Below are 16,319 nucleotides of genomic sequence, written 5' to 3'. Positions count from 1 at the left end.
GGCATTCGACGGCATGCGGGCTGTAGTGCTCACGACTGAGTGGGGTCGGCACTGGCCAGCTGGCGCGCCGTGACGCGCAGTGCGGATTCCACCATGTCGTAGTCCACATAGCAGCCCTGCAGGTGGCGGCGACCGGTCGTCGGGTCGAAGGACTTGCGGCCGTGCATCACGCGGCGGTTGTCGAAGGCCACCATCTGGCCGGCTTCCAGCTTGAGGTGCAGACGGAAGGCCGGTTCGCGCAGAATGCTCCAATACTGGCGATAAGCGCTGTACCAGGCCTGCATCTGTTCCAGCGGCAGGCGCAGGCTGTCGCGGATCCAGTTGTTGAAGCGCACCTCGATGACCTTGTCGTTGGCATCCAGATGGATCACCGGCTCGCGCACTACCAGGTCCGTATTTTCGTCGGCAAAGCGGAAGTCCACCGGGGTCTCGGCCAGCAGCCTGAAGGCCTGCGGGTCTCGCTCGCGCAGGGCTTCGGCGACCGCCATGCCGTCTCCGAAGATGGAGTCCCCGCCTTCGGCCTCGTTGGCCAGGCAGTAGAGCATCTGGATGTCCGGCGGCTGGCGCCAGTTGGGCAGGTCGGTGTGCAGTTCCAGCGCGATCGGCGTGTAGGCGGCGTTGTTGGGCGCCTGCTTGGAGAAGACCTCGAAACGGCCGCCGAAGTTGGTCGCGCGGATCGGGCCGATGGTCGCGGCCACCTGGTCGATCTCGCCGCCTGCCGTCGGGCCGGCATCCAGAATCGCGAAGCCGTCGCGGCACAGCGCTTCCAGCCAGCCCAGGCGCGCCTGCCCACCGGCCATGTAGTCGGCAAAGGCGGTGACGTGAGGTTGATGGGCCTGCTGCCAAGCCTGGCTTGCGGGAACCGGCGTGGCTGGCGGCGCATCACTCGGACGACGTTGCAGCAACCAGCCGGCATCGAAGTGGCTGGTGTGGCCGTCCTGCCAGACGACGACGAGATTGCCTTGCTCGACACGCATCTGATGCACTGTCAGGGCCGCGTCGTCCATCAGCATGAAGGTGCGCTCGAAGGTCTGCGGATGCCGGCAGAGATCGCAGGCGCAGTGATCGCGCAGCCAGATCAGCGGCAGTTGGGTCTGCTCACCGCTGGCCCATGCCAGTGACGCCAGGGTCTCGTCGTGGTCTGCCATCACCAGCGGCGCGCCCTCGTGATGGGGCAGGTATTCCTTCATGTCCCAATGATGGCGTTCCTGTGGCGCTTCAGTGTCTTGAGTGTCCGGGGCAGATGCGATGAGAGTCTCCATGGGTGCTGTCCTATGTCGTGTATGCAGTAGCAGGTGAGTCAACACGTGTCGCGTGCTGGGTCGTATGGCTGAGCTGTGACGCTGAGCCGTGACCCGAGAATGAGACCATTGTCCCCCTCGTCATCACGGCTGGCCAACGCGAAATATGACGGCCATGACTTAGCTGAGCTAATGTGTGCGATTGACCTTCATGCTCTGATGCGAGATAGCCATGCACGAACCTTCCCCCACGACGCCGAATGCCTTGCCGCGCCCCCTGCCGCCGCTGGCCTGGTTGCAGGCCTTCGAAGCCGCTGCGCGCCTGATGAGCTTCACGCGTGCCGCCGAGGAGCTGAGTGTCACCCAGTCGGCCATTAGCCAGCGGATTCGCCAGCTGGAGGACCGCCTTGGCCAGCCATTGTTCGTGCGGCATGCCCGCAGCCTCAATCTGACGCCGGCCGGTCAGGCCTGGCTGCCGGCGCTGCAGGATGGCTTCCAGCGCCTGCAGGAGGGCACGCTGGAAGTCTTCGGCCCCTCGCGCGCCGCGCCGGTCAGCCTGCGTGCGACCCCGATGAGCCAGCAGGCCTGGCTGTTGCCACGGCTGGCGAACTTCCACCGTGATCAGCCCGAGATCGCGTTGCGTCTGGTCAGTGCCTTCTGGCAGAGCGACTTCGATGGCGAGCAGGTGGATATCGAGCTGCGCTACGGTCAGGGCGACTGGCCGCAGGTGGAGGCGATCCAGGTCGGGGCAGAGCAGGAGAGAATGACCGTCGTGGCGAGTCCGGCGCTGAGCGCGCAGCTGACCACGGCAGCGGACTTGGCCGGCATGACGCTGCTGCATGCCGCAGGTTTCGCGGTGGGCTGGCGGCGCTGGCTGGTGGCGGCAGATCAACTGGGGCTGGAGAAGACGACCTCCACCATCAGCTGTGACACCCAGGTGATGACGCTGGAAATGGCGCGTCTCGGCATGGGGGTGGCGCTGGTGCATGAAGGCCATTTCCGGCAATGGGTGGCGTCCGGCAATGGCGGGCTGGAGCAGGTCTTCGCGCTGACGATCCCCGCCGAGCAGAACTTCTGGCTGGTGCGCTCCAATCAACGCCCGATGCGGCCCACCGCGCAGCGTGTCTGGGATTATCTGCTAGCGGAGCCAAAGTGAGCGATGCAGAGGGTGCTTCTGTGTCCCCTGTTGATTGGTGTTCCGTGCCTGCAGGTACGCTTTGAACGATATACCGTTATCTTGAGGTGGTGTCCGCCACGGTAAGCGGCCGCTATCTCTTCTCTCACTCTTTCCTCGGCTGGCTGGCGCCTTGTCTGCCTGGTGCCTCGTCTGTCTGGCGTAGTCAGTCGGAAGGCGACGGGCAGCGCGCCAATGGCGACTGTTGGAAGAAGCGCTCCAGCAGGGCATACAGCGCCGGATAGGCCGCATCGAGCTCATCCGGAGCAGTAAAGAAATACTCGCAGCAGACGGCGAAGCATTCGGCGGGGTGGCTGGCGGCGTAGTCATCGATGGGCGTCGGCTCACCGCGTGACAGGCGCGCGCTCAGGTCATCCCACACGGCAGTGAAGGTGGCATGCCACTCCGCCGCACTGATATGGCGCGGCAGGGGCGGAAAGCCATCGGCATCGGTGGCGTTGGCCATGTCGAGCTTGTGGGCGAATTCATGGATCACCACATTGAAGCCGCTCCAGTCACCGCTGGCGGCCAGGTCCTGTTGGGTGACCACCACCGGCCCCTGATACCAGGTCTCGCCGGCGCGGGTGTCCTCGAAGACATGCACCACACCGGCGTCATCCATCTCTTCCACCTCACGGCGGATGGCCTGCAGCGGCAGCATGATCTCGTGCACGCGAGCGCCGGCGTCCTGCCAGCGCTCGGCATGCGCCCAGCCGTTGAGCAGCAGCATCGCCTGGGCAGCCAGTGCCAGCGCCTCGACCTGTGCGAGCGGCTCGGCGCTGGTCAGCTTCCAGTCGCTCAGCTGATGGCGGGCGCGCCGCTCAAGACGCGCCAGTGCCTCGGCGTCGAGTCCCTCAAGGATCGGCAGGCGCTCGCGGACTGCCTGCCACGCCTCATCCGGCGCTGTCTCACCAGCGGGGGAGGCGGTCGAGACAGCGCAGGCGTCCGGGGCTGAGCCGTCACGGCCGTGGCGAGCGGGGCGCTGCCACAGCCGTTGCCACCAGTGCGTCATCGCTTCAGTCCTGACGGCTGCCGGACTTCCACGACCAGTCACGCAGACGCAGCTCGAAGAGGTCCTTGCGGCGATCCTTCAGGTTGGTCACCGAGCCTTCGCTGCGCACCACCTTGAGACGCTCCAGATCGAGATCCGAGAACATGATCATCTCGGTGTTCGGCGTGGTCTCGGCCATCACCGCATCGTGCGGGAAGGAGAAGTCCGACGGCGAGAACACCGCTGACTGGGCGTACTGGATGTCGAGGCTCTCGATGGACGGCAGGTTGCCGACGCTGCCGCAGACCACCACGTAGCATTCGTTCTCGATGGCACGCGCCTGAGCGCAGTTGCGCACGCGCAGGTAGCTGTTCTTGGTGTCGGTCCAGAACGGCACCATCAGGATGTCCATGTCCTGATCGGCCAGCAGGCGCGACAGTTCCGGGAACTCCACGTCGTAGCAAATCAGCATGCCGATGCGTCCGGCGTCGGTCTCGAACACGGCCAGCTCGTCACCGCCCTTGATGATCCAGTCGCGGCGCTCCTGCGGCGTGATGTGCAGCTTGGCCTGACGGTCGATCTCGCCATCGCGGTGACACAGGTAGGTGACGTTGTAGAGCTCGTTGTCGTCACCTATCTCGACCATGGAACCGGCCACGATGTTGATGTTGTAGGCCACCGCCATGCGCGAGATTTCCTGCTTGAAGCGCTCGGTGAAGCCGGCGAGGTAGCGGATGCAGCGCACCGGGTCGCTCTGGTCTTCCAGAAGGCCGATCAACGGCGTGTTGAACAGTTCCGGGAAGACGGCGAAGTCGCTCTGGTAATCCGACAGGGCATCGACGTAGTACTCGACCTGTTGCAGCACGGATTCGACACTGTCGAACTTGCGCATCTGCCACTGCACAGCGCCGACGCGAATCATCGTCTTGCGGCTTTCCAGCACGCGCTCGACGGGCTCGAACAGGATATTGCTCCACTCCAGCAGGGTGGCGTAGCCCTGGGAATCCTCATCTTCGGGCAGGTACTGGCGCAAAAGGCGCTTGACCAGAAAGCCGTTGGCCAGCTGGAACGACAGGATGGGGTCATGGATCTCGCGACGCTCCACCTTGTCGATGTACTCGGAGGGCGAGAGCTCGGCGGCATATTCGTGGTACTGGGGAATGCGTCCGCCGGCCAGAATCGAGCGCAGATTCATCGAGCGGCACAGGTCCTTGCGCGCCTCGTACAGGCGGCGACCGAGGCGATAGCCGCGGTAGTCGACGTCGATCAGCACATCCAGACCGTAAAGCGCATCGCCATCCTCCTTGTTGAGGATGATCTCGCGCTGGCCGATCAGGTCGTCGTACTTGTGCGGGTTGGAGAAGGCGTCGTAATCCACCAGTGCCGTCAGAGCGACACCGACCAGCTTGTCGCCATCCTCGATCACGATCTGGCCATCGGGGAATTCGGCGATCAGACGGTTGATGGTGTGCTCAGGCCAGGCGCCACCGATGTCGTCATAGATGCCGTCCATCAGGCGCTTGAGCTGGGGGTAGTCTGATTCCTGCAGGTTGCGCAGGTTCAGGTGCAGGTCTTCGACGGACATCGAGACTCCTTGGAAAAATGAAAAGAGGGGATCAGGGCAGGAAGTGGCTGGCGCGAAAGCGATGGGCCCCATTATTCGCGCTGTCGAGGCCGGGTGTCATCAATATCCTTTGGTCAATGTCCGGCCCTGGTCACGTAACCCTCATCAATGGGTCCAACCTCGCGTCACTGCAAGGGTGAGCGAGGCTCCGCACCTTGAGTGGCGCTTGGCGTGATGTTGAACGAATGCTCATTTTTCTTGCATTGGCGCGACACAACGTCCAAAACATTGCCAGAGGCAGGACGCGCAGCGAAGTCATGCCGTTCACATCAAGCCTCAATGACACCAGGCCTCAATGACCCCAGGCCTCAATGACACCCAAGGAGATCCGCATGACCCCAGTCCTCTATGAATTGCGTGGCCGTGATGACCGCCTGCGTTTCTCGCCGTTCTGCTGGCGCGCGCGTCTGGCACTCGCCCACAAGGGTATCGAGGCAGAACTCGTGCCGATGCTGTTCACCGACAAGAGCCCGATCGACTTCTGTGATTCCACCACGGTGCCGGTGCTAAAGGATGCGCATGGTGTGGCGATGGACAGCTATGACATCTTCAAGCATCTGGACGCGCATTATCCGAATGCCGGCAATGGCCCGCTGATCGGTGATGCCCAGGCGCAGGCACGCCTGAATTTCGTCAAGGTGTATGCCGAGCAGGTCATGGCGGTCGGTTTCTTCCGCCTGGTGGCGCTGGATCTGCTGGCGGCGATTCACCCGGATGACCGCGAGTACTTCCGGAGCGCGCGTGAAGCCCGCTTCGGCATGTCGTTCGAGGAATTCCATAACGTCGAGATTGCCCGTGGCATTCTCGACAGCGCCTTCAAGCCACTGCGTGGCCTGCTTGCCAATCAGCCCTTCATGGATGGCGATGCCCCGGCGGCGGCGGATTACCTGGTCTTCGGCTTCTTCATCTGGGCGCACATCGTCTCTGACACCTCGCCCTTCGGTGAGACGGAAGACGCGGGCGACCCGCTGGTGCAGTGGCGCGAGCGCATGATGGACCTGCACGACGGCATGGCGCGCAAGGCGCCACGTGCCAGCGAGATTGCGCAGTAATCTCGCATCGCAGATGACCTTTCTCATGGCCCGAACGCTGGTGGGCGTTCGGGCCATGTCGTGTTGTTCCAGACAAGGAGCCCATGATGATCGATCTGTATTACTGGACCACGCCCAACGGCCACAAGATCACGATCTTTCTGGAGGAAGCCGGACTCGAGTATCGCCTCATTCCGGTGAACATCAGCAAGGGCGAGCAGTTCGCGCCGGAGTTTCTGGCCATCTCGCCCAACAATCGCATGCCGGCGATCGTCGACCATGCGCCAGCCGATGGCGGTGAGCCGATCTCGGTGTTCGAGTCCGGCGCGATTCTGGAGTACCTGGCTGACAAGACTGGCAAGTTCCTGCCGCGCGAGACGCGTGCGCGCAATGACGTGCTGCAGTGGCTGCATTGGCAGATGGGTGGCCTTGGGCCGATGCTGGGTCAGGTGCATCACTTCACGCACTACGCGCCAGAGCCGGTGAAGTACGCCATCGAGCGCTATCACAGGGAAGGCGAGCGTCTGTATGGCGTGCTGGAGCGCCAGCTTGCGGAGCGTGATTTCGTGGCGGGGGATGAGTTGAGTATCGCCGACATGGCCATCTGGCCATGGCTGAAGGCTGAGAAGCAGGAGATCGATCTGACGCGCTTCCCGGCGGTCGCCGCCTATCGTGCCCGCATCGCCGAGCGTGATGGCGTCAAGCGGGCAATGGCACGTATCGATGACATCAACCCGGCCGCCAATGTGGCGATGGATGAGGAAGCGCGCCGTCATCTGTTCGGTCAGCAATCCTGACGGGCAGTCAGTGCTGCCGTGAAGCTGTGAAATCGTGGAGCTGAAAACGTGAAGCAACCGCTGAACGGCCTGCAGAGTTGTCAGGCCGACAGGTCAGCGGGTCCAGTCCGCCGGCACACGACGGCGGATATGGTCGAGCAGGGCACCGAGCTTGCGCGGCGGGTGCCCGAAGGGATAGTGCAGGCTGACCGGAATCGATGGCCCCTTCCACTCGGGCAGGCAGGCCTCGAACTGTCCCGGATGCGCCTTCGCCCGAGTGCGCACGTGGTAGTCCGGCAGCAGGCCGATACCGGCACCGTGCGCGATGTGGTCGGCATGCACCACCACGTTGTCGACCGTGAAGCGTGACGGCGGCAGGCTCAGACGATACTCGCCTTCCTCGGGGTGGTTGAGCACCAAGTTGGGGTGATGGCGGTCGATCAGGTTGACCCAGTCATGGGAGGTCAGCTCGCTGGGGTGCTGCGGATGGCCATGCTGGCGCAGATAGCTGGGGTGGGCATAGAGATGTTGCTGCTGTTGCCCCAGTATCTCCTCGCGCAGCCCGGTGTCCTTGACCGGACCTTCCCATAGCCACAGCATCACCTGGTCGTCATCACGTGACGGCGGCAGGTGGTTGGCGGTCAGGGTCAGACGGATGCCCGGATACGCTTCGATGAAGTCGGTCAGCACGCGATTGAACCAGCCACGCAGGAAGTGCGGATGCGCGCTGACGGTGATATCACCGCTGATTTCCTCGCGCAGTTCATCCAGCGCGATCTGTGAGCGCTCGCCCAGCGACAGCATCTGCTGGCAGTACTGATAGAACAGCGTGCCGGCCTCGGTGGGAATCAGGCGGTTGGCCTGGCGATGCAGCAGTGGCTGGCCGAGCTGATGTTCGAGATGACTGATCCGGCGGCTGAGCGTGGACTTGGAGATACCGAGATGCTCGGCTCCTGCGCCCAGATTGCCGTAGCGCATGATGGCATCGAAGGCACTGAGGCCCTGAAATTCGTCAAGTACTGGAGGCATGACTTGGTGGCACCCGCCGCTGTTGTCTGCCGTTGAAGCGGCAAATAGCGTGAAAGAAAGCATGAAAGCAGGAATCGCGTCGTTGCTGGGGTGTGGGCCAGCGACTCCCTGCCATTTTGGCCAGCATTGTAGCCGATCTGGTCGAGTGAATGGCATACATGTGAGTGATTCGCGTTTGCCTGTAGCCGGATGAGGCGAAACATCCGCCAGCCGGCGCCGTCGCTGACCAGCCCGTGGCTGATGGCAGACGGGCGCTGACAGGCAGCCGGCGTGCCCCAAGCGAACCTCAAGCCGCTGGCGTTCGACAAACAGGGTTGACGGTTTCCGCGCCCCGCACGGCAATTGCGCCCACATGAGATGCACATGGCGAGCGAGCGCGGCATCATGGCGAGATCAATGTGCAGCAGGCCTCGTCGCTGCGTGTCACTGTTCAAGGACCCCTGTAGATGTCATTCGCTACCCGCTTGCGCGCCCGGGCCGCCTTGCTTGTCTCTCCGCTATGGCTTGCGTCATCAGTGCCGACTCTTTCATCAACGCTATCTTCTTCATCAGCGCTATCTCCTTCATCGGCACTGTTGAGGGGGGGCAGCCTGGTGGCCCCGTTGATGCTGGCACTGCTGACCGCGCCAGTTCAGGCAGCCGAACGTCCCCAGATCCGTGTCATGGCCGCCGCCTCGCTGCATGATGTGCTGGATGCCATCGAGGCGCGCTACGAGCGTCTCGCCGACGTGGATATCCAGCCGGTCTATGCCTCGTCCTCGACCCTGGCGCGTCAGCTGGCCAATGGGGCTCCGGCGCAGCTGTATCTGTCGGCCAATGAGCGCTGGATGGACTGGCTGGAGCAGCAGGCCGGCATTGTCGTCACCGGCCGTCACGACCTGCTGGGCAACCGTCTCGCGCTGGTCGCGCCTGGCCCCAGCCAGCTGGACGCCAGTGTCAGCAATGCCGAGGACGTCACCGATGTGGCCGAGCGCCTCGCCGCCACCGGCAGCAACACGCGCCTGGCCGTCGGCGACCCCGACCACGTGCCCGCGGGCATCTATGCGCGTCAGTCGCTTCAAGCGCTGGGACAATGGCAGATGCTGCGCTCGCGCCTGGCCAGCGCCGAGGACGTGCGCGCCGCGCTGGCGCTGGTCGAGCATGGCGAGGCCCCGCTGGGGATCGTCTATGCCACCGACGCCGCCATCAGTCATCGGGTGCATCAGATCGGCCTGCTGCCGGACAGCAGCCATGACCCCATCCGCTATCCTGCCGCCTTGATCAGTCGTGGCGGTGATGCGCCGTCGTCACAGGCCGAGGCCTTCTCGGCCTGGCTTTCCAGCAACGAGGCCGGTGCCATCTTCCATCGCTTCGGCTTCAGCACGCTCGCCCATCAGGCTCCTGCTGCGCAGCCTGAGGACGAGTAGTCGCTGGATCAGCCGCAAACATCTCGTGGCATACGCTGGCATGTCATCGGCAAGGTGAGGCCGCTACACTGGAAGCCTGCTGTCACATCGGCGTGAGCAAGGCGGGCAGGGCTGTCTGCCGGCTCTTGGCGTCACGTCGTGTGCGAGAACCTGTCTTCGTCTGAGGAAGATCCATGCTGAGTGCGCTGGAATGGGAAGCCCTGAGCCTGAGCCTCAAGGTGGCTTGCGTCGCGGTCGGCCTGAGCCTGATTCCCGGTTTTGCGGCGGCCTGGTGGCTGGCGCGACGTGAGTTTCGTGGCAAGGCGCTGGTCGATGGTCTGCTGCATCTGCCACTGGTGTTGCCGCCCGTGGTGGTCGGTTACCTGTTGCTGGTCACCTTCGGGCGCAATGGTGTCATCGGCCAGTGGCTGGCCAAGGTCGATATCGTGCTGCCCTTCACCTGGCAGGGCGCGGCGCTGGCGGCAGCGGTGATGGCCTTTCCGCTGATGGTGCGCGCGATGCGCCTGTCGCTGGAGGCCATCGACCCGGGGCTGGAGGCCGCGGCCCGCACCCTGGGGGCCAATCCGCTGCGGGTACTGTTCACGGTGACCATGCCGCTGGCGCTGCCGGGCATTCTCACCGGTGGCATGCTGGCCTTCGCGCGTGCGCTGTCGGAATTCGGTGCCACCATCACCTTCGCCGCCAATATTCCCGGCGAGACCCGCACGCTGCCGCTGGCGCTCTATACCCTGATCCAGACCCCGGGCCAGGAAGGCGCCGCGGCCAGGCTGTGCGCCATCGCCGTCGTCATCGCGATGCTGTCGCTGCTGGCCTCCGAATGGCTGGCACGTCGCGCACGACTGCGCATGGAGGGGCGTGATGCTTGATTTCCACCTCCATCGTCAGCAGGGCGCCTTCACGCTGGATGCCACGCTCAAGGTGCCGGCGCGCGGCGTCACGGCGCTCTTCGGGCGCTCCGGCAGCGGCAAGACCACCATCCTGCGCCTGATCGCAGGCCTCGAACGTCCCGACCATGGCCATCTGCGTCTGGACGGCGAGTGCCTGACGGGCGGCGAGAGTGATATCTTCGTGCCGGCACATCGTCGCAGGCTCGGTGTCGTCTTCCAGGAGCCGCGCCTGTTTCCGCACTACAGCGTGCGCGGCAACCTTCGCTACGGCATGCCGCGCGCCCTGACGCCCGCTCAGCGCCAACAGAATCAGTCACGTCTGCATGAGATGGTGACGCTGCTGGGCATCGAGGACCTGCTGTCGCGCATGCCCGGCCAGCTCTCCGGTGGCGAGGCGCGGCGTGTCGCGATCGGCCGCGCCCTGCTGTCACGCCCGCGCATGCTGTTGCTGGATGAGCCGTTGACCGGCCTCGACGGCGCGCGCAAGCAGGAGCTGTTGCACTACATCGCGCGGCTGGCCCGCGAGATCGAGATCCCGATCCTGTTCGTCAGTCATGACACCCGCGAGCTGTTCGCGGTCGCCGACCGCCTGGCGCTGGTGGACAACGGTCGCATCACCGCCAGCGGCGAGATCGGTGACATGCTGTCACGGCTGGACCTGGCACCGCAGACCGGCCGCTTCGAAGCGGGCTCGCTGCTGACCGCCGAGGTGCTGTCGCACGATGATGACTGGCAGCTGACGCGTCTGGGGCTGGGCGCCGGGTTGAGCCTCAAGCTGGCGCGGCTGGCGATGCCGGTGGGGCGTCGTGTGCGACTGCGGCTGCGGGCGCGTGACATCAGCATCGCGCTGGAGACGCCGCCTCACACCAGCCTGCGCAATGCCTTGCCGGCCGTGATCCACGAGATCGAGAGCGAGCGCGGCCACGCCAGCGCCGAGCTGGTGCTGGGCATCGCCGGCCAGCGGGTGAGGGCGCGAGTCGACCGCCTGGTGTGTCAGGAGCTGGGCCTCAAGGTCGGGCTGGGCGTCAAGGCGCTGATCTCCAGCGTGGCGCTCTCGGGCCCCGACGTGATCAGTCTGGACGCCATGGATGACGATATTCCCGTGATGGATGCGGTACAGACACATGCGGCACAGGCAAATGCGACGCAGAATGACGCAGGCTCCACTTCGTCTGCGAGTTGATGCCGCTCGGTTGCACCCTACGCTGACTTGTCAAATTGATGGATTCTGGAAAGGAACTTCTCATGAAGTTGACCCACCTGTGGCGCTATCCCCTCAAGTCCGGCGCCGCTGAAGCGCTGGAGACAGTGACGCTCGGCGAGGAAGGTCTCACGCAGGACCGCCGCTTCGTGGTGGTCGCGGCGCGTGGCAAGTTCGTCACCGCGCGCACGCATCCGCAGATGCAGCGTCTGGCCTTGCGCGAAGACGCCAGCGGCCAGTGGCGACTGTGGCATCTGGACCACCCCGAATGCGGCAGCGTCAGCTTTGCCACCGATGACCAGGCCGAGCGTCTCGATATCCAGGTCTGGGCCGATCGGTTCACTGCCTTGAGCGTGAGCTTTGAGGCTGATGCCTGGCTGAGCGAGCAGATCGGCATGCCGGTCAGGCTCTGCTGGCTGGGCGAGCGCTCGGAGCGCTATCGCGAGATCATCGCGCAGCGCGTCAGCGCCGCCGATGGATTCCCGCTGCTGCTGGCCAACGAGGCTTCGCTGAAAGCGCTGAATTGTGAGACGCCGACGGCGGATCATGGCATGGATCAGTTCCGCCCCAATCTGGTGATCAGCGGCGCCGAGGCATGGGCCGAGGATGGTTGGCAGGAAGTGCGCATCGGCGAGGCACGCTTCACGCTGGTGTCCTCCTGCACCCGCTGTGCGATGGTCAATGTCGACCCGGCGACGGGCGACAAGCGTGGCGACGGTGAGCCGCTCAAGACGCTGGCGCGGGTGCGTCGTTTCGCGGATGGCCAGGTGCACTTCGGCTACAACCTCGTCGCACTCGATCCCTCGCGTAAGCCTACCTTGCATGTCGGCGATGAGGTGGAAGTCACCGCCTTCAAGTGATGTCGCTGGAATCTTGCCTACAGGCCTGAACCCAAACGCCCGCCACCCTCGATGGCGGGCGTTTTCGTTGAGGGGGCGCTTGGCAAGGAGGTAGGCAAACTCAGGTCGGCGGCCCGAACAGGGCAGGCTGGCCATGCGCCTCGCGCCATACATCCAGCGCGGCGCGATGCAGCTGGCTGTGACGCCATGCCAGCGCCTCGATATCGCGGTCATAGCCGCCGCCGATCACGCAGGCCACGGCGGCGCCCGCCGCGCGACAGCGCTGGATGACATGCCGCTCGCGCCGGTAGAGGCCGCTGTCGCTCAATTCGAGATGGCCGAGCCTGTCTGCGGCATGCGGGTCGACACCGGCATCGAAGATCACCAGCTCCGGGCGTACCCGCGCCAGCACCTCCTCAAGCGTACGCTCCAGCACCGCCAGGTAGTCCGTATCGCCCATGCCCCTGGGCAAGGGCACGTCCAGATCACTTTGCTGCTTGCGTGCCGGAAAGTTGCTCTCGGCATGCAGTGACAGCGTGAAGACCCGCGGCTCGTCGGCGAAGATCAACGCCGTGCCATCGCCCTGATGCACATCGAGATCGACGATCAGCACGCGCTTCACGCCGTCCTCCAGCGCCTGATGCGCCGCCACGCCGATGTCGTTGAGCAGGCAATAGCCGCTGGCGGCCTCCGGGTGGGCATGATGGGTGCCGCCCGCGGTGTTGCAGGCCAGCCCGCGTGTGAGCGCTTCGCGCACGGTGGTCATGGTGCCGCCCACCGCCAGCACGCTGCGCTCGCGCAGTGCCTCGCTCCATACGAAACCGCTGCGCCGCTGGGCCTGATGACTCAAGGTGCCAGTGAGAAATTCATGCACGTAGCGGCGGGTGTGTACGCTGAGCAGGTCGTCTTCCTCGGCGGGCTGAGGCGTCACCCAGTCGACGGCCGAGGCGCAGTCGGCCAGCTGGCGGTCGAGCAGACGCTTGAGCACGCTGAACTTGTCCATCGGGAAGGGGTGCTTCTCGGGCAGCGCGATCCGATAGCCGGGATGATGGATCAGCGCCAGCGGCGGGCAGTGGGCATCAGCGACGGGGCACAAAGTGCACCTCCTGGCCGTCGGTGGTCAGCTGGCGAATGGCGATGGGGCGGCCGTCGGTGTCCAGATCGACCAGCCCGATGCCGCAGGCATTCAGCAGGCGTTCGCCCTGACTGGCCGCATCGTGACGGCGCGGCGTGACACGCATGTTGCGCCGGCGCGTCAACAGATTGAGCGGCGAGCGCGGGGCATACAGCCAGCGATTGAGACGGTCTAGCACATCCAGCAGGCCGACCGGGAAGCGATTGCGGATGCCGCTGCTGGTGATCTGCCAGATGTTCGGGCTCGAACGGCGATGCTTGAGACGCACGTCGTAGGCGAAGGAGTAGTGCACATCGCCGGACAGGATCACGAAGTTCTGCGGCGTGCGCGAGTGGCGGAAGATGTTGAGCATCACGCTGGCCGCCCCGCGATGCGCCATCCAGTTCTCGGCATCGACCATCAACGGCTTGCCGGCCAGCGTGAACAGCTTCTGGATGCTCTCGATCAGCTTGACGCCGAACATCGGCGCCGGGGACACCAGCACCACGGCCGGATGGCCGACCAAGCGTTGCTGGAGCTCGCTCAGCGCCTCCCAGTCCATCAGCCCCGAGGGATGCGAGAGCTTGCGCTCGCTGCGCCAGCGGCGGGTGCGCGTATCGGCCACGATCAGCGGCGGCGTGGTGTCGAGCTGATAATCCCAGCTCTCACAGCGATGCAGGTGGGCGATCAACGCCTCCTGCCGCTCGACATCGAAATGGCCGTCTGCGGCCCTGTCAGTGCCAGTCAGGGCATGAGTGAACAGCGACCGGGTCTCCTCCAGCAGCTCCGCCAGTGGCTCCGGCCCATTGCCGGCGGCCTGACACAGCAGATAGCCGGTCAGCGCATTGCCGATGATGCGGCGCGAGAAGGGGTGGCCATAGGCGGCTTCCTCCCAGGCGGCGCTGAGGTTCCAGTCATCGGTGACATCGTGGTCATCGAAGATCATCAGGCTTGGCACATTGGCCAGCAGGCGACGAACCTGACCGAGTCCGCCACAGAAGCGCCGCAGATGGCGGGCCTCGGTGGCATGGCGCTCGCGGGTGGCGTCGTCATGGCCCTCGAGCGCCGAGGGGTCTTCCAGCGTGATGCCCAGCGCCTCCCACGGCACGTCAGACCACACCAGCAGGTACATGGCGATGACTTCCGACAGGCCGATCAGATGGTTGTCGGCACCGGTGGAGGTGAAGATGGGCTTGCGCTTGGCACCGAAGAAGCTGGCGGCCACACCTTCGTTGGCCGCCATGTCCGGTAGCAGCTGCGGGCGATGGTAGAGGTGCGAGGGGTGCTGGCGCAGCTCGCGAGTGTCGGAGACCTCGGCCTCCATCAATGTCTCCTCCGGCAGGCCCAGCCCCGCGATCAGCTGATCGATCGCGCCCAGCATCGGCCCCGCGACATCGTCGGCGTAGATCTGATCGCCGGTGAACAGCATCACCTCCGGCCACTCGGTGACGCTCTGTCGACGCTCGCTCAACCAGTGATCCAGCGCCACCAGTCCATCGCCACCCGGGCCCTTGGGCGGTGGCGTCTCAAGGCGGTCTGTCATCGCAGCGCCTTGCGCACTTTGCTGCGTCTGCTGCTCGTCGTCACTCAAGCCGTGATGCGGCTTGCGGCAACTGCCATGTGCGACACGCGTCAGGCGTGACGGCAGGCGAAAACGCGGCAGGCTTTCACCGGGATAGCGGATCTGTGGCGCCCAGTCGGCGATGCCCTGCCATTCGGGCGTGTCTGTGGATGATGCTGCCGGCTCCGCCAGGCCCAGCTCGTAGGCGATGGCGCAGTCGGCAGGCAAGGGCGTGTCGGGGTGCGCTTCGATCAACAGCAGCCAGGCGAGCTCCCCCAGCGGCATCGCCAGATGCTCCGTCAGCCGACAGCCTGATGTCGTCGGCAGGCCATCCTCATCTCGGGTGAGAGGCGTCGCGTCCTGTTCCGGCAGCAGCCACACCCGCGCCTGCTGTGGGCGAGAAGTCACCAGCCACAGCATCACGCCCTCGGCGGTGACACGACGCAATATCGGGCCTGCCAGCACGCGGGGCAGGGCAGCAGTCGGTGTGGGAGAGCCATTGACAGGCAGCGAGGCGGACGAAGTGGCAGACATGAAGCAGGCTCGATGGCAGGTGGAGAGGGATGGCGGTCAGCTGGCGTTTATCAAGCGATAGCCTAACAGGCGACGAACGCCAGCCATGGGGGCAGGCGTGGGCTTGCGCGTGTGAGTGGCTCCGTGCGTTGAGTGTGACAACTCGTCGTGACGCGAGGTTCGCAGACTCGCAAAGCATGCGCGAGCTAGCGTAAAGTTGGGCCCTTGAATGCACATGGCGTTCGCACAATAGCATGGGAAACCGGCATGAATGATCCATCGGCGATGCGCCTCGTGAGTCCGTTGTCCAGACCCGTCAACCGCGGGCCCGGCTTGCGCAGCCCTGTCTGGCGCAAGGTCGCTCTGGCCGCAAGTCTGACAGCAGGCCTGGCTGCGTGCCTCTCAAGCCCTGCGGCCCTGGCCGCCGAGGCGCCGCTGGCGACAGGCGAGCGCCACGTGCTGGCGGCCAATGACTGCCTGCCCGCGCCCAGCGGGCCGGTGGTATTGACGGTCGAGGGCGCCGTCAGCTGTGGCAATGCCGGTTCCCGGCAGGCACCGCGGGCGCGTTTCGATCTGGCGATGCTCGAAGCCATGCCGTCGCGCGTGGTGGCCACCCATACTCCCTGGACCCAGGGGCGTGTCAGTTTCTCTGGCCCGCTGCTGCGCGAGCTGGTGGCGCGGGTGTCTGAAGATGCCAGCGGACTCAAGGTGCGGGCACTGAATGACTTCGTGGCCGAGATCCCCCTCAGCGATATCGAAGACTTCGATGTCCTGCTGGCCACGCGACGTGATGGCGAGCGCATGCCGGTGCGTGATCTCGGGCCCCTGTTCGTGCTGTATCCCTTTGATGCTCATCCGGAATTGCTCAATGAGCAGGTGCGCTTTCGCAGTGTCTGGCAAGTCACCGGGCTGACGCTGGAGTGAGCGAGGGC

General features: G+C 64.9%; 14 protein-coding genes. 8 read left to right on the top strand and 6 right to left on the bottom strand.

Going from position 1 to position 16,319, the window contains the following annotated elements; translation table 11 throughout:
* Positions 1–29: 29 nt before the first annotated feature.
* Complete coding sequence (locus tag FLM52_14145) at positions 30–1,262, bottom strand: DUF971 domain-containing protein (GenBank protein NVN56908.1); 1,233 nt, start codon at positions 1,260–1,262, stop codon at positions 30–32.
* 211 nt (positions 1,263–1,473) lie between these two features.
* Between FLM52_14145 and FLM52_14140 the strand changes: the two genes are divergently transcribed.
* Positions 1,474–2,397, top strand: a complete 924-nt coding sequence (locus FLM52_14140) for a LysR family transcriptional regulator (protein ID NVN56907.1) — start codon at positions 1,474–1,476, stop codon at positions 2,395–2,397.
* A 184-nt stretch (positions 2,398–2,581) separates the two neighbouring features.
* Here the strand turns inward: FLM52_14140 and FLM52_14135 are convergent, their stop codons facing one another.
* Complete coding sequence (locus FLM52_14135) at positions 2,582–3,427, bottom strand: zinc-dependent peptidase (GenBank protein NVN56906.1); 846 nt, start codon at positions 3,425–3,427, stop codon at positions 2,582–2,584.
* A gap of 4 nt (positions 3,428–3,431) precedes the next feature.
* Entirely contained in the window at positions 3,432–4,991 is a 1,560-nt protein-coding gene (locus FLM52_14130; protein ID NVN56905.1) for a carbon-nitrogen hydrolase family protein, read from the bottom strand.
* Positions 4,992–5,362: 371 nt separating this feature from the next.
* On the opposite strand from FLM52_14130, the gene FLM52_14125 reads away from it, so the two are divergent.
* Entirely contained in the window at positions 5,363–6,082 is a 720-nt protein-coding gene (locus FLM52_14125) for a glutathione S-transferase family protein (GenBank protein ID NVN56904.1), read from the top strand.
* 86 nt (positions 6,083–6,168) lie between these two features.
* Positions 6,169–6,858 (top strand): thiol:disulfide oxidoreductase, encoded by a 690-nt coding sequence (locus tag FLM52_14120; GenBank protein NVN56903.1) that lies wholly within the window; start codon positions 6,169–6,171, stop codon positions 6,856–6,858.
* A gap of 93 nt (positions 6,859–6,951) precedes the next feature.
* Here the strand turns inward: FLM52_14120 and FLM52_14115 are convergent, their stop codons facing one another.
* Positions 6,952–7,866 carry a LysR family transcriptional regulator gene (locus FLM52_14115; protein ID NVN56902.1) on the bottom strand — a complete coding sequence of 305 codons (915 nt, stop codon included), beginning with the start codon at positions 7,864–7,866 and terminating at the stop codon, positions 6,952–6,954.
* A gap of 605 nt (positions 7,867–8,471) precedes the next feature.
* Here FLM52_14115 and modA point away from each other — a divergent pair.
* The 4 genes from modA (at position 8,472) to FLM52_14095 (ending at position 12,220) form a co-directional block, all read left to right on the top strand.
* Positions 8,472–9,272, top strand: coding sequence for a molybdate ABC transporter substrate-binding protein (gene modA / locus FLM52_14110; GenBank protein NVN56901.1), 801 nt, complete (start codon positions 8,472–8,474; stop codon positions 9,270–9,272).
* 173 nt (positions 9,273–9,445) lie between these two features.
* Complete coding sequence (modB, locus tag FLM52_14105) at positions 9,446–10,138, top strand: molybdate ABC transporter permease subunit (protein ID NVN56900.1); 693 nt, start codon at positions 9,446–9,448, stop codon at positions 10,136–10,138.
* On the top strand, positions 10,131–11,342 hold the full coding sequence (gene modC, locus FLM52_14100; protein NVN56899.1) for a molybdenum ABC transporter ATP-binding protein: 1,212 nt from the start codon (positions 10,131–10,133) through the stop codon (positions 11,340–11,342). The genes modB and modC overlap by 8 nt, the downstream gene beginning before the upstream one ends.
* Before the next feature lie 38 nt (positions 11,343–11,380).
* Complete coding sequence (locus FLM52_14095; protein NVN56898.1) at positions 11,381–12,220, top strand: MOSC domain-containing protein; 840 nt, start codon at positions 11,381–11,383, stop codon at positions 12,218–12,220.
* A gap of 100 nt (positions 12,221–12,320) precedes the next feature.
* On the opposite strand, the gene FLM52_14090 is transcribed toward FLM52_14095, so the two are convergent.
* Together FLM52_14090 and FLM52_14085 are read right to left on the bottom strand one after the other, a co-directional pair.
* Entirely contained in the window at positions 12,321–13,202 is an 882-nt protein-coding gene (locus tag FLM52_14090; protein NVN56897.1) for a histone deacetylase, read from the bottom strand.
* A 76-nt stretch (positions 13,203–13,278) separates the two neighbouring features.
* Positions 13,279–15,408 (bottom strand): alkaline phosphatase family protein, encoded by a 2,130-nt coding sequence (locus tag FLM52_14085; GenBank protein NVN56896.1) that lies wholly within the window; start codon positions 15,406–15,408, stop codon positions 13,279–13,281.
* 396 nt (positions 15,409–15,804) lie between these two features.
* Here FLM52_14085 and FLM52_14080 point away from each other — a divergent pair, with 396 nt between their 5' ends.
* Positions 15,805–16,311, top strand: a complete 507-nt coding sequence (locus FLM52_14080) for an oxidoreductase (GenBank protein NVN56895.1) — start codon at positions 15,805–15,807, stop codon at positions 16,309–16,311.
* Positions 16,312–16,319 lie beyond the last annotated feature (8 nt).

It is taken from the genome of bacterium Scap17 (genome assembly GCA_013376735.1).
In the GTDB taxonomy this organism is placed as follows: Bacteria; Pseudomonadota; Gammaproteobacteria; order Pseudomonadales; family Halomonadaceae; genus Cobetia.
Note: the sequence above shows the minus strand (reverse complement) of the source record. Positions and strands in the feature narration are given on the sequence as shown.

Bases quoted from the DNA above. Each gene is read 5' to 3' on its own strand.
- FLM52_14145 (NVN56908.1), bottom strand. From the start codon at position 1,262: ATGGAGACTCTCATCGCATCTGCCCCGGACACTCAAGACACTGAAGCG.
- FLM52_14140 (NVN56907.1), top strand. From the start codon at position 1,474: ATGCACGAACCTTCCCCCACGACGCCGAATGCCTTGCCGCGCCCCCTG.
- FLM52_14135 (NVN56906.1), bottom strand. From the start codon at position 3,427: ATGACGCACTGGTGGCAACGGCTGTGGCAGCGCCCCGCTCGCCACGGC.
- FLM52_14130 (NVN56905.1), bottom strand. From the start codon at position 4,991: ATGTCCGTCGAAGACCTGCACCTGAACCTGCGCAACCTGCAGGAATCA.
- FLM52_14125 (NVN56904.1), top strand. From the start codon at position 5,363: ATGACCCCAGTCCTCTATGAATTGCGTGGCCGTGATGACCGCCTGCGT.
- FLM52_14120 (NVN56903.1), top strand. From the start codon at position 6,169: ATGATCGATCTGTATTACTGGACCACGCCCAACGGCCACAAGATCACG.
- FLM52_14115 (NVN56902.1), bottom strand. From the start codon at position 7,866: ATGCCTCCAGTACTTGACGAATTTCAGGGCCTCAGTGCCTTCGATGCC.
- modA (NVN56901.1), top strand. From the start codon at position 8,472: ATGCTGGCACTGCTGACCGCGCCAGTTCAGGCAGCCGAACGTCCCCAG.
- modB (NVN56900.1), top strand. From the start codon at position 9,446: ATGCTGAGTGCGCTGGAATGGGAAGCCCTGAGCCTGAGCCTCAAGGTG.
- modC (NVN56899.1), top strand. From the start codon at position 10,131: ATGCTTGATTTCCACCTCCATCGTCAGCAGGGCGCCTTCACGCTGGAT.
- FLM52_14095 (NVN56898.1), top strand. From the start codon at position 11,381: ATGGATTCTGGAAAGGAACTTCTCATGAAGTTGACCCACCTGTGGCGC.
- FLM52_14090 (NVN56897.1), bottom strand. From the start codon at position 13,202: ATGGACAAGTTCAGCGTGCTCAAGCGTCTGCTCGACCGCCAGCTGGCC.
- FLM52_14085 (NVN56896.1), bottom strand. From the start codon at position 15,408: ATGTCTGCCACTTCGTCCGCCTCGCTGCCTGTCAATGGCTCTCCCACA.